This window comes from Cupriavidus sp. UYPR2.512, from assembly GCF_000379565.1.
Lineage (GTDB): Bacteria > Pseudomonadota > Gammaproteobacteria > Burkholderiales > Burkholderiaceae > Cupriavidus.
The window spans coordinates 1-12,218 of sequence record NZ_KB903214.1 but is presented as its reverse complement, the minus strand read 5'-3'; the positions used below and the strand labels follow the sequence as shown (position 1 = coordinate 12,218).

14 protein-coding genes are annotated in these 12,218 nt (G+C 63.5%); 3 read left to right on the top strand and 11 right to left on the bottom strand.

Translation table 11 applies throughout. From position 1 onward, the window contains the following. The coding region (locus A3A5_RS45945; RefSeq protein ID WP_198293211.1) for a DUF5372 family protein at positions 1 to 182 on the bottom strand (182 nt) is incomplete at its 3' end. A gap of 38 nt (positions 183 to 220) precedes the next feature. Here A3A5_RS45945 and A3A5_RS0137310 point away from each other — a divergent pair. Further along, positions 221 to 1,057 carry a reverse transcriptase domain-containing protein gene (locus tag A3A5_RS0137310; RefSeq protein WP_018315521.1) on the top strand — a complete coding sequence of 279 codons (837 nt, stop codon included), beginning with the start codon at positions 221 to 223 and terminating at the stop codon, positions 1,055 to 1,057. Positions 1,058 to 1,152: 95 nt separating this feature from the next. Here A3A5_RS0137310 and A3A5_RS45495 read toward each other — a convergent pair whose 3' ends face one another. After that, the gene (locus A3A5_RS45495; RefSeq protein WP_018315520.1) at positions 1,153 to 1,278 is read right to left on the bottom strand and encodes a hypothetical protein; all 126 of its coding nucleotides are present in this window, start codon (positions 1,276 to 1,278) and stop codon (positions 1,153 to 1,155) included. 534 nt (positions 1,279 to 1,812) lie between these two features. Continuing rightward, positions 1,813 to 2,814, bottom strand: a complete 1,002-nt coding sequence (locus A3A5_RS0137295) for a PRTRC system protein D (RefSeq protein WP_018315518.1) — start codon at positions 2,812 to 2,814, stop codon at positions 1,813 to 1,815. 1,107 nt (positions 2,815 to 3,921) lie between these two features. Between A3A5_RS0137295 and A3A5_RS0137290 the strand changes: the two genes are divergently transcribed. Next, positions 3,922 to 5,073 carry an integrase domain-containing protein gene (locus tag A3A5_RS0137290; protein ID WP_018315517.1) on the top strand — a complete coding sequence of 384 codons (1,152 nt, stop codon included), beginning with the start codon at positions 3,922 to 3,924 and terminating at the stop codon, positions 5,071 to 5,073. Positions 5,074 to 5,248: 175 nt separating this feature from the next. Further along, a complete protein-coding gene (locus A3A5_RS0137285) occupies positions 5,249 to 5,527 on the top strand; it encodes an HU family DNA-binding protein (protein ID WP_018315516.1) in 279 nt (92 codons plus the stop codon). Between the two features lie 66 nt (positions 5,528 to 5,593). Here the strand turns inward: A3A5_RS0137285 and A3A5_RS0137280 are convergent, their stop codons facing one another. The 8 genes from A3A5_RS0137280 to A3A5_RS0137245 all read right to left on the bottom strand — a co-directional run bounded on the left by A3A5_RS0137280 (position 5,594) and on the right by A3A5_RS0137245 (position 11,944). Further along, positions 5,594 to 6,508, bottom strand: coding sequence for a DNA/RNA non-specific endonuclease (locus A3A5_RS0137280; protein WP_018315515.1), 915 nt, complete (start codon positions 6,506 to 6,508; stop codon positions 5,594 to 5,596). Between the two features lie 50 nt (positions 6,509 to 6,558). After that, on the bottom strand, positions 6,559 to 7,146 hold the full coding sequence (locus A3A5_RS0137275; protein ID WP_018315514.1) for a hypothetical protein: 588 nt from the start codon (positions 7,144 to 7,146) through the stop codon (positions 6,559 to 6,561). Positions 7,147 to 7,203: 57 nt separating this feature from the next. Continuing rightward, complete coding sequence (locus A3A5_RS0137270; RefSeq protein ID WP_018315513.1) at positions 7,204 to 7,473, bottom strand: hypothetical protein; 270 nt, start codon at positions 7,471 to 7,473, stop codon at positions 7,204 to 7,206. Between the two features lie 39 nt (positions 7,474 to 7,512). Beyond that, the gene (locus A3A5_RS0137265) at positions 7,513 to 8,541 is read right to left on the bottom strand and encodes a phage Gp37/Gp68 family protein (protein WP_018315512.1); all 1,029 of its coding nucleotides are present in this window, start codon (positions 8,539 to 8,541) and stop codon (positions 7,513 to 7,515) included. After that, the gene (locus tag A3A5_RS0137260) at positions 8,538 to 8,834 is read right to left on the bottom strand and encodes a hypothetical protein (protein WP_018315511.1); all 297 of its coding nucleotides are present in this window, start codon (positions 8,832 to 8,834) and stop codon (positions 8,538 to 8,540) included. The genes A3A5_RS0137265 and A3A5_RS0137260 overlap by 4 nt, the downstream gene beginning before the upstream one ends. 130 nt (positions 8,835 to 8,964) lie before the next feature. Next, positions 8,965 to 9,393 carry a DNA translocase FtsK gene (locus A3A5_RS40130; RefSeq protein WP_018315510.1) on the bottom strand — a complete coding sequence of 143 codons (429 nt, stop codon included), beginning with the start codon at positions 9,391 to 9,393 and terminating at the stop codon, positions 8,965 to 8,967. After that, positions 9,383 to 10,624 carry a DUF1173 family protein gene (locus tag A3A5_RS0137250; protein WP_018315509.1) on the bottom strand — a complete coding sequence of 414 codons (1,242 nt, stop codon included), beginning with the start codon at positions 10,622 to 10,624 and terminating at the stop codon, positions 9,383 to 9,385. Before A3A5_RS0137250 ends, A3A5_RS40130 begins: the two co-directional genes overlap by 11 nt. A gap of 9 nt (positions 10,625 to 10,633) precedes the next feature. Next, positions 10,634 to 11,944: a 3'-5' exonuclease gene (locus A3A5_RS0137245; RefSeq protein ID WP_018315508.1), complete on the bottom strand. Its 1,311-nt coding sequence runs from the start codon at positions 11,942 to 11,944 to the stop codon at positions 10,634 to 10,636. Positions 11,945 to 12,218: the final 274 nt, after the last annotated feature.

The window sequence follows — 12,218 nt, the reverse complement described above, 5'->3', positions numbered from 1 at the left end:
GCTAGAGCGGGAGTACTTGCCGGAACGCTGCCGGAGCCGGCGGCGAAATCGGTCCAGTCGGCGGGAATGAGTCCGCGTGATTGGTCGGGGAGTGTCAGCAGAAGGTGCAATCGGCCGGCCCGTTGCCGTCGGCTGATGACCTGGAGGCGCCGGCCCTCGAACGGGTGGCCGGATCGTGTGATGACAACAGATTCAGGAACGTGGTGGAGAGGGGTAGTCTGTGGTGGTTTCCTTCGATCGCGTGAACCACGATATCCTGATGAGCAGGGTGGCTAGGCGGGTCAGCGACAGGCGCGTCCTGAAGCTGATCCGCTCCTTCCTGACGGCGGGTGTGCTGGAAAGCGGGCTGGTTGGCGCAACGGACGAGGGGACACCGCAGGGTGGCCCCCTGTCACCGTTGTTATCCAATCTGTTGCTCGACGATCTAGACCGCGAACTTGAGCGACGCGGACTGCGCTTCGTGAGGTACGCAGACGACTGTAACGTCTACGTGCGCAGCGAACGCGCGGGCCAACGGGTGATGGGTGGGCTGAAAGCCTTCCTCACCAGCAAGCTGAAGTTGAAGGTCAACGAGGCGAAGAGCGCGGTCGCCCGGCCACACACTCGGAAGTTTCTGGGCTTTACCTTCTTGGGGCGGGAGCAGGTCAGAAGGCGCATTGCGCCCAAGGCCCTGGCCCGCTTCAAGGATCGGGTCCGGGAACTGACGCAACGCTCGCGCGGGATCAGCGTCGACCAGTTGATCGGCACGCTGAAACGATATCTGACGGGCTGGCGTGGCTACTTTGGTTTCTGTGAAACGCCCAGCGTGCTCAAGCAACTGGATGAATGGACCCGACGCCGCCTGCGCTGCTTCTTCTGGAAGCAGTGGAAGCGTGGCCGGACCCGATTCCGGGAGCTAGTTGCGCGAGGCGTGGACCGGAACCTTGCCGCACAAACGGCGGGTTCGCCCCACGGTGCCTGGCGCCTAAGCCACAGCCCGGCACTGAACAAGGCGCTGCCGAATCGTTACTTCCGCTCGTTGGGCCTTCCGTCGCTGGGTCCATCGCCGATCAACTGATCCGAACCGCCGTGTACGGACCCGTATGCACGGTGGCGTGGGAGGAGGCAGGCCGCGAGGCCTGCCCCTATCCCGATTCTGCGTGAATCAGCGAGTCAACGTCGCTTGCGGGTCCTGGCGCCCTTGTAGAGCACCAGAAGGGCTTCCCACACGCACCAGCCGATGAGGACCGTGAAGACAAAGCGGTTGATTTCGTGATTGGTGGAAAGGTATTCGAACATGGTTCGGTTCCTCAGTTGTTGTTGCCGACAAGACAAGCTTGCCATCGGGAGGACGCTTGTCAAGCTTGTTCAATGGGGATATCGATTACTCGAATCGTGCCATAGCCTCATTGAGGGCGCCAAGATCGAGACCCGCAAGGGGGTCCGGGCTACCCGTCGTGGGGACCGATACGGGCGTGGCCCCCGGACCCATCGCAGGCACCAGTGACGCCGGCGGTGATGCTTCAGCAGCTGGCGTCTCCGCAGGGGCTATCAACCCAACAGGCCTGTCCGGCACCCGGTCAGGTAGATCCGGTCTCCAGCTACCCGGCGACGCTGCCGGGGTAACGGTAGAGGCGGGGGCTGGCGATAGCGGCCGCAGCAGCGCATCCGGACCAGCGCTGAGAACCTGCTGCAGCCCGCGTTGCGCGAGCAGCCTGAGCATGAACGACCGCTCCCTCGCTCCCGTGTACTGCCGCAGGTATGCAAGCAGTTCTGGAGTCGAGTCGGCGGACAGCGTCACGGTCATCTGTAGCTTGTCCATGGCGGCTGTCCTCAGGCTGCCTTGGCAACTTGCTTGGCGGAACCGATGGAGAAGAAGCCGCGGACGTTGGCGAAGCAAGGGGCGTCCATGATGTGAATGACATTCAGCGGGAATGCAGCGCGGATTGTCGGTGCGTAGAGCTGGGCACCACCACCAGTCAGGATGATGGCCCGGATATCCTCGGGGCGGCCGACGCGCGCCTGGATTTCCTTGACCGGCTGATTGGTGACGGCCATCGCCTCGGCGAGATAGGGCGACACGTCGAGATCCTGGCCATAGAACACCATCGGCTTTGCGTCCCGGATGGCCTTGTCGATGCGTTCGATGCTGTCCGTGGGCTGCCCACGGTCGGCAGAAATCAGGCTGGCCACCTGCTGGTAGATGCGGGCCGCACCGCCAGGCGCGCCCCCGCTGCGGGTGTCGTCCATGGTGTAGCCGCGGGCCACAACCCAGTCGGTCGTAAAGTAGCCGACATCGATGACCAGGTAGGCGTTGTCCGGATCGTACTTGTTGCCGCTTTGCTGGATGTAGGTGATCAACGTGCCCAGGGGCTGCGGTAGCGGCAGCACGCTGTTGATCTGAACATTCCCCCAACCAAAATTGTGGGTGCCGGTGAAGCGGTCCTTGAGGAACGCAGCGTACTTGTGCGTGTTATGCACCGGCAGGCCGAGGACAAGGCGGTCCACTTCGGAGGCGTTGGCGTAATGCAGCGAGCCGGCGAGCAGGGCGGCATAGTTGGGCGTCGTCACATAGTCTTCGGACAGCGAGCGACCAGTATTGACGTGCGCGGCACTTAGCGAAACATCGGGGCCGACTTCGTACCGCGCGCCGTCGATCTCGACGTTGACGACATTGCGCGCCCGAAACATGCCGCCAGCGTGCGTGGTGAGAGAGGACGTGGCCGCAACCGGAGCCAGCGAGGGAAACATGTTGGTTGCGATCTCCGAACCGAGGGGAAAGGCGGACTTCGTGTTGCCATAGCCAACGTCGATAGCGGCGGTCGAGATCTTCATTGCTCTTCTCCTAGAGGAAATGGGTGATGGGCGGCTACGATGTGCTGCTACGTCCCATGTCCCAGTAAGTGGCACTTGGTACCTGATTCTGGGAGACAGTCGGTCTCGGGCGCGCCATGTGCCAATGACTCGCTGCAAGGCGTTGGAATCATCTGGCACTTGGTGGGACTTACTCGGTCCCGCGTCAACTCAGTCGGACGTCGTGGCACATCGACATAGCTGACTCTACCTTCGCCAAGTCAAAGTCAAGTCGCCAAAATCTCCCGAATTTGCACCCTCAAACATTGCAACGCTGCGGGTCGCTGGTTTATCCTTCGAGCACCTACCGCGTCCCCGACGCATCGACCTCGCCGCCATTTGCGCGGCAATGAAAGTCCCAAAACCTCCTTAGCGAGGGCTTGCGGACACCAGTTGTCCAAGCCGGAAATTTTCCCGGCATTTTTTTCAATCAAATCAAGTGGACCGTGTCGGATAGTGAGGACACCGGACACCGCGATACCAAGCCGATTGGCGGTCTGTTCGTGAAAATAGACCGTAGTGCGGACAATTCCGAAGCCGGACACCGGACAGGTGCTCTGTGGAATCTACGCCAATGCCCGACGTCCTTTCAGCCACCAGGCTGGGCGCGGATCACGAAGCCCGATACAACGCGGCGGAGATGATCTGGCTTTGGGGCGGGGAGCTGTATGCGCACCGGAAATACGGTGGACGCGAGCTTCTGAGCAATTTCGACCCGGGAGGCGCTACCGGAACCAGAACAGCGCATCAGGTAATCACCCATCACGGCAGGCCGTCGGCATCAGGACGCAATCCTGGTGCGGCATCGCCCCGCATCGCGAGATGCATCCGGATAGGGTGGCCGCGCAGCGGCGTACTGGCGAAGGCCGGCGCGCTTGTGCAGCGGACAGTCACGACGCATTGCTTCCATGCTCAGGGCTGATCGGTTTGGCATCGCTAAAGGACAGGAAGGTGGTGGGTAGGACCGGCCAGAGTGGGCCGGCAAGCCGGGGGTGGTATCCCGGTGCACTCAAGCAGCATGTCCGAATCGGGGTCGGCCATGCCTGTTGAAACTGGCGCATGCAACGTGCGGCGCAATCGGAGTAGGGAATGAGAAAGACTATCAACCTCCGTGCCGTCATTGATCACTACGACCTACCGGAGCGGTTCAAGGACGAGCTCGCCGTTCTTGCCGCAGATCATCTCCATTTGCCGCATAGCGGCACGCGCGTGAGCGGGCGCTTCCTGTCGCAGATGTCGCAGCGTCAACGGATTCAGGCGCTCCTGGCCATGTTTGTGGAGTTGCGGCGGGTCGGCGGCATGGCAGTGACATCGCCCTACAGCATCAGGCAGAAGCACATCGCCTGGCTGGTGCGGCACTGGGTTGAGGACCGCAAGCTGAACGTGGGGACCGTGGAGCTGCGCTTGACGCATCTGCGTGCGTTCGCCTCCTGGATGGGCAAGGCCGGCATGGTAGGCAAGATCGAGGATTACGTAGTGAGGCCCGACGGTTACGTGCGCGGCTATGTGGCACGCGAAGATCGGTCCTGGGAAGGAAAGGGTATCGATGCAGCGGCACTGATTGCAGAGATAGCGCGGACCGATGTGCATGTCGCGCTGCAACTCAAACTGGAAGCCGCCTTCGGGCTACGTGCCAAGGAAAGCTGGCGTCTGCGTCCGGCCCTCGATGTACTCCCCTCAGGGATGCTGCACGTTCATGACGGCACCAAGGGTGGTAGGCCTCGGCGTGTGCCGATCGAGTTCAGCTGGCAGTACGACGTTCTGGGGCAAGCCGCAACGCTGGCCCATGCCACGAACCCCGAGCGGGGCACGCTGATCCCGGCTTCGTTCACGCAGAACCGCTGGCGCAGGCGCTTCTATACCGTTCTGGAAAAGCATGGCGTCACCAAGGGCGGTGCTGGTGTGACAGCGCATGGGCTGCGCCACCAGTTCCTGCAACAGATGTACGAGCGAGAAAGCGGACAAGCGGCCGCGGTGAAGGGCGGCGGACGGGTGGTTGACGTCGAGGCTCACAGGGAAGCGATGCGAAAGGTGGTGGAGGCAGCCGGACACAGCCGGGCGACAAAGGCGAACGCCTACCTTTCGACCTATTCCACGCAATTAAACCTGGCTCAGAAGGAACCAACGGTGGCTGAGATCAAGGCCGCCATCGTCGCAGCGGATGGCAACAAGGCGATGGCCGCGCGGGACCTGGGGATCTCGCGCGCGAAGCTCTATCGGCTCCTCGCAAACGCTGATTGAACGCGCGACTCCTGGCTGCACTTCCGAACACAAGATGCCCTAGCGGTAGGTGTAAGCATGCTTACTCCATAATCTCGGAAAGCCAGCGGTATTCGTTACGCTTTTGCCGGGAGTGCATGTCGGGAAATGGTATGTTGCCCTTTCAACCCATCGCATGCACCTTTAGGAGAAATGCATGACAAAAGCGGAACTGATTGACGCTATTGCAGCGGGAGTGGAGGGTCTTACGAAGGTCAAAGCCGAGCAGGCGCTGAATGTCACCCTGAATTCGATCATGGAGGCAGTAGCCCGGGGCGATACGCTAAGCCTGACCGGCTTCGGCTCTTTCAGCAAGGGTGAACGTGCTGAGCGCATGGCGCGCAATCCGCGTACTGGTGAAGAAATCAAGGTTGAGGCTGCCAAGACCGTGAAGTTCAAGGCAGGCCAGAAATTCAAGGAGGCGCTGAATCCCTGATTTCGCTTTGCACGAAGGACCGGCGATCTCATCCCCCACTGGGCGGCGCGCTGTGCTGGCGCAAGCCTATCGAGCGTAAGCCGCAGCCAGTGCCACCATGGTGCTCGCCGTCCTGGCAAGCTTCTGCAGTGGCTCTGCCGCCGGCACTGCAGTGGCCACCTCGGCGCTCGCCAGCCACGCGAGAGAGACCTTCCTAGCCGCGCGCTCGCCGGGGTGCGGTGTGGGTGGGGGCAAGTCCAACGGGTTCATGCGCATCGCTTCCGGCAGCGACGGAAACGGATCCACGCCGACAAAGTGAGCCAGCTCGCCGATGCTCACGGCGCTGTAGGCCGGGGTCGCGTCGTTCCGCGCGATGTAGGCGGCGGCGCCCATCCCGGGTACATAGATGGCCTTCCAGACGAAGTCCGGGATACGGATGCGGCCTCGCAGCGTGCCGGCGTCCCGGATGAATGCGGGGCCTGTGACGACGTAGGCGGCGCCGACCTTGCGCACCAGGCGCCGGGTTGAAGTCTCGATGTGGCTCCATGTCCGCCGGTTGGAGAACGGATGCTGCGGCATGACGTTCGCAAGGCTGAAGCTCTCCGCCTGCGATTCCTTATCGCCGAAATCGCCGCTGGGCGCGCGGTGTCCCCGGTCGAACCCGGCGCCGCGCCCGTAGTCGGCCAGACTGGCTCGCTCGTTGCGGGAAAGCCTCGGCTCCTCGTAGAAGTCGCTGTCGCGCGGCAGTTCACGGGCCGCATCCACTGCCGCCCGGGTCAGGTGCTCTGCCGACCAGACGGCCGTGCGCGTCCGAGCGGAATGCAGGGCCGCATAGGCGCGGTAGCAGAGGAGGCGGTTGTCGGCACTCCTGGCGATCGCAGGGGCGCGGCCGTCGGCGAAGACCTGCGGGCATGCGGAAGGCGATGATTCCCTCGCGTTCGCGTCCGCGGCGGAGAAGCACAGGACGAAGGCGAGGGTGGAAGCGGTTAAGGTGCGCAGCATGGAATGTTCCGGAGCAGTCGAGATTCCAGCTTGCCGCAACGATCCTGAAGTCAAGGCTCGGCGCTATCCGGAAGGCTGTCCACAGCGCGGGCGACAAACTCCTCGAGGATGGGGAAGGGCCATGGATCCTCTTCCTTTGCTTCCTCGGCGATTGCAGCGGCCAGTGCTGGGACGTGGTCGAATCTGACCATGGGCGCGCCATCTATATAGATGACCTTCGAGCGGCGCACCAGCTTACGGTACCGGCCGGCATCTTCCAGCACCGTTTCGGGAGGCGAGACGTGCTTGAAATTGACGCCTGGCCGTGCCAGCGCCGCGGCCCTGGCCGCGAACTTCGGCCCGTTCGACGTCCAGTCGCCCGTTGTGGAGGCGAGCAGGTTCAGGAAATAGGGGATATCGGAGGCGGTCAGTTCCCGCCGGGCAAGCATGGAGATGGTTTGCGCATCGGCAGGCCGGTGTTCCACACGGGTGTTCCAGATGGCGCGCAGCTGCGCGAACGCCGTGTCGCTGTCGGTGGATTCGAGGCGGACCGGCGGCGTTGAAACGCCGCACTCCTCGCAGACGACGGCCTGCAGGCGGCCGGCAATGAATAGGGGGGCGCCATCGCAGTGGGCGCAGTTCAGCAGGCCGGTTGGCATGGCGGGATCCGGGGTGGAAAAGCCGGAATTATGCCCTGCGCCGCCAGCCGGCCGTCATCAAAGCTCGTCGGGCTGCTCGAATACCGGCTCGTTGATCGCCAGGTAGCGCGTGGAGGTGGAAAGCAGGCCGCGGCGGGCCGTGCCCTGGAAGCCCTGAAGCATTTCGCTGTGCTCGCGAAGGGCGCGGCCGATTTGCCAGAATTCGTTGAGCCAGTGACCAGGCTCACCCATAGGCCCTCCCATCCTGCCGGTGGCGATCGCGCCCCGGATGGCGAGGACGGTCTCCGGCTCGGGGTACTCGGAGGGGTCGTTGTCAAAATGCTGCATTGCTTCCTTGGTTGAGTGCAAGATTGAAAGGCGACCGCGTCAGGCGGTCTCCTTGTAAAGGACCTGCCGACAGGCTTGTGCGATATCGGCGCTGCTGATCGGAAAATCATCGTGCCGCACGCCGTCGAGTAGACGGCCGGCTTGACGCTTACCCGCGCGGTGGACCATCGACCAGCCGTCAGCACTGGAAGCGCCAGCCGGGTAGCCGGCGGCTTCGAATCCACCGCGCACCACGCGGCCGTCCCGTGACACTGCCGCAGTCTCGTAACGGCCAGCCCCGAAATCGCCGGAGCCTGGCGCCCATTCGCCGTGCTGTTTGAAGAGGAACGGCACTCCAGCTGCAGCGCACTGATCTCGCAGGGAACGAGGCCAATCCGGATGCATTGGTCGCGCGCTGGATCCGCTCTCGCCACCCACGATGATCCAGTCGATTGAGGGGTCGGATGCTGAGAACACGTCGACGGGGCCCAGGAGCGGCTCCATTGATAGAAATCGCATGCTTGCCGGGACGCTCAATAGCTTCGGGATGTCGCGGTCGGCCTCGAGTTGATTGACCACGGTGGCGCCGAGCCATACATCGACGGGAGCGCTACCTTGCAGCCAGCTGGCGAGCCACTGCACCGTCTCGCTGCCGCCGCGGTCGCCCGTTGCCGAAAGGTATTCCAGCGCTTGCTCAAGCCGACGCCTCGCATTGCCAATCCGCTTGGTCAGGACTAGCTTGTCGAGGTTCGGGGTCTGGCGCCAGACTTCCAGCACGTCGACGAACCATTCCAGCGGTACCGTGTTGTCGAACACGTCGGCCAGGCTCGCGCAGAAGACGCGTTGCCGGCGGCCATGGAGGGCCGCAAACGCTGCATGTCGGGCATTCCACAGCAGCGGCTTGCGCCAGCTGGCTGCCGAGGTGCGCCGCCGCGGCGCGCCGGGACCCCAGTTGATGGCGGTGCCGCCGGCAAACCGGGCATTGCGCGCCTCGGCATAGCAGTGGTCGCAGCCCGGCCCGACCTTCTGGCAGCCTTCCCACGGATTCCAGGTGTGGTCTGCCCACTCGATGCGGGTGTTATCGCTCATGCTGGAACGTCCTCGAACATGTCGATGGTACGGGTGTCGCGTTCCGGTGGGCATTCCGCCGCGAGCAGCAGGCCAATGGAAGCGGACCCGTCGCTACCGTACGGGGTATCGGACTCGGTCCAGCCATCCTTGAGGTCGCCAAGTGCGCGCACGGTGCCGGCCAAGTCGTAGCGTGGCTCGGCGCAATCGCCCTCGATGTCCCGACGGTGGCGCCTGGCGATGGCCAGCGCCGCTTCGGCGTCATCCGCTTGAATGACGGCGCGATAAACGAGTTTTACGTTGAAGAGGGGCATGATCGAATCTCCTCGCCTCGCGACGCCTTCATGCAGGCGCTCGCGCTTGGGTTGCTTGAACTGGGATGCGATCCAGCGTAGCCCGCAAACAGACAAGTCAAGGACGGGGAAGCCGGGTTTCGCCTGGCCCTCAGCACCCAGCCGAACTTGGCCTGAAGCACACGACCGGGAACTCGAACAGCGTTGCGCAGGCGCATGCGTCGCCGCAACGCGCGGAGACCTTCGCCTCTTCTGCAAGCCCATGTCGGATGGCGGCCGCGCGAAGCTGATCTGCGTCGACACGATCCGTGGTGAGCGCGCTCAACACCTCCTGTGTGAAGCCGGTCAGGCGCGCAAGTTCCTCGCCAATGGGGCCCTGGATGTAGAGATATAGGCCGTTCTGCATCTTGCGAACCACCATGGTCTCGGCCGCCATCCGTTCCAGCAGTGCTTCGGCAGCACGCCAGCCGACCCGCAGATGTCGCTGGATAAGCGCGGTGGACGCCGCGCGGTGCTGGTGGACCAGCTCGACGGCCTGGTGGAACAGCTCGTCGGTGAGCGCTGCGTCGTCAGCCTTCATGGGCCACCTCCGAGCGCTTCGCCGCCCGCTGCGGCAACTGGACCGAGTCCAGCGCCTGGGTGGGCGCGTCCCACTCAATCATGGACACGCCGGCGGCGCGGTAGTGCTCGCGCTTGGACGCCATCCTTGCGTCGTACTCGGGGTTGCCAGTGAGCCCAAGAACCTCGACGATGACCTCCGCTGTTGTGTCGGTCAGCACGAAATCCGGGTGAACAGGTGCGTTGCCGATGTGGCGCAGCGGCTTCCGGAAAGCACGGCGCAGCGCGACCAGGTGGTCCGCCATGGCCACTTCATAGGTGGAGTCGCAGGGCAGAAATTGCGCGTTCGTCAGCATCGCCGCGCCGTCCACAAGGGTGAGGTAGTTCCTGTCTGCCGGCTTCTCAACCAGTAGCATGGCGACACACCGCTGATTCGGCTGGCCGGCACCGGCGAGCGCCGGACCGTAGGAGCGCTGCAGGCGCTCGTATAGCGCGCTGCTCATGAAGCACCTCAACTGCGTTTGCCGGAGGACGAATTTCGCTCCAAATTGCGATGGCTCGTGCGCCGCAACCTCAGCGATCAGCAGGCCCCGCAGACTGCCCGTTGCAGCGGGCGTGAGCCTTGCCAGCCAGGCATCCTGCTCTGCCAGGATCTCGGCTTTGCGCGAGGGATCCCATCGTTCCACGATATGGAGCGCCTGGTCGGCGGGCCGGTTGTTGATGCGGCAGTCCGCCAGCTCGGCGCTCAGCTGGGACCAGCAAGCGCTCCAGCCCCGTCCGCCAGACCCGGTCCAGAGGTTCAGACCTGCCTGTTCCCACGCGAATTCCAGGAAGGCGAGCAGGCCGGCGGTGCGGCGCTGCGGTTTCTTCGATTCTCCCTCGGGGTGCGATTTCACCGGCTTTGTCGGTGTGCGGCTGCTGATCTTGAGACTCGCGTCGAGCCGGATATCCCGCGCACCGTTGCGGAAGCGGAAGGGGTCTTGTTCGGAGCCGGTGCCACCCTTGCCGGTATTGCGACGCTGGAAGGGGCAGCTGTCGCCGTGCAATTGCGCCTGCTCGGGCCAGCGGGCGAGCAGGAAGATCTCGCGATGGCGGCGAATGACCAGCTTGGGTCGCAGCCGTCCGGCCGTGCAACCGCACTCGGCAAAGCCTTGGGTGGTCTTTGCGCGTTCCAAGAGCCGGGCATGCCGACCTGGGTTTTCCAACACATCTTCAAGTGGCAACTCGCTGTTGCCAACACGCACGCTGATCATGGGCTTCTCCTAAACGCCGGCGTCACGGAACATGGTGTACAGATCGCGGCGAATTTCGCTTATGTCGAGCAGAACCTTGGCCCGGGTCATCGCGACATACAGCAGCCGCATTTCTTCCTGCGACATGCTCAGGTCGCCTTCGTCGTTGGTCTTGAACTTGAAGTCGCCTGCGAGGTGAACACGGTCCCACTCGAGGCCCTTGGCCCGATGCACGGTACTGACGATGTAGTCGGCCTCGGTTTCGGGCGAAACGCGAGAGAGGATGAGGCGCAGGTAATCGACCCCTTCGTTGTCGATCAGCTTCACCAATGGCTGCAGGTCCCTGCCGGCAAACGACTCGGCATACTCCTGAACCTCATCCCAGGTCTCGAACAGTGCCAGGGAGGCGGGATAGCCGATGCGCTGGCCGCGCATCAGCAGCTCGGCACCGTCGGCGAACGCCTTCAGTTCGTCGACATTGGCGCGCACGGCCACTTTGTCGCCGCGGGCAATGCCTTGAGCAAGGTGGGTCAACACCGTGGCATTCTTGCGGCACAAGATGGCGTCGAAGCGATCGTGCCTGGGCGTGGAGTCGTGCAGAATCCGCGACTCGATGTGCTCCTGTCCACGAACGGGCACGTCCTCTTCCATCAGGCCGAGCACACGGCTGGCCAGCTGGGCGATGGCCGGACCGAACCGGAACGATTCGGTGAGCGAACGCTCGCGCGCTCGAATGTGATCCATCGCATTGACCGCGCCGCGCCATTCGTAGATCTGCTGGTACGGATCGCCGACATAAACCACCTGCGCCTGTTGGGCGCGCAACACCGACAGCATCAGGCCGTCGGCGTCCTGGGCTTCGTCGAACAGGATGAAGTCGGCGCCGATTGTCGGGCGGCTTCGCTCCCATAGCTTCACGTAGACGTCATGGGTGATGGCCGACGGCGCCGCCGGGTCACAGTATTCCTTCCACAGCCGTCGGACATGCGGAAGCAGCGATTCACGCAGGTGCTCGGCTTCCTCTTCCCGGATGATCGGCTCCACGGGGATATGCCAGGCGAGCGGCTCGCCCTGGGCAGAGCGGCAGAAGCGCGCCGCGCCGTCCATCACCATCCGTGCGACCTTACTCGCGCTCAGCTCCAGGTCCTTGCCGATGGTCGTGGGCAGGCGAACCGGCCCCAGGCGATAACGCAAGGCCAGCTGATGGGGCGGTTCGACCGGGTTCTTGAGCTTGCGGGTGATCTCGGGACGGGTGGCACCGTAGGCGATCGAATGGACGGTGCGGCAACGGGTATTGGACGGAAACTTGCTGGCAGCTTCTGTCGCAATATCCTTACTCAACTTTAGACACTCGNATGCCCTCCGCGACCGCGCGTAGCAGAGCGATCGTGGAGTGACAAACGAGACGGTGATTGCGATGAAGCGTACGAGCAAGGCCGCAGAAGCGGCGTTACCCGGTTGCTGCTGGAGCTTGCCTCGGTTCTGGCCGGCGGAATTTCCAGCACTTGGCCAATTCGGCCAGCCCGAGTGCAAGTCCGGTAAATTCGCGGCGCAGCCACTGGGCCACCAGCCCGGCAGTGACGGGCTGGCCGACACGCCACGGTGCGATCGTGTC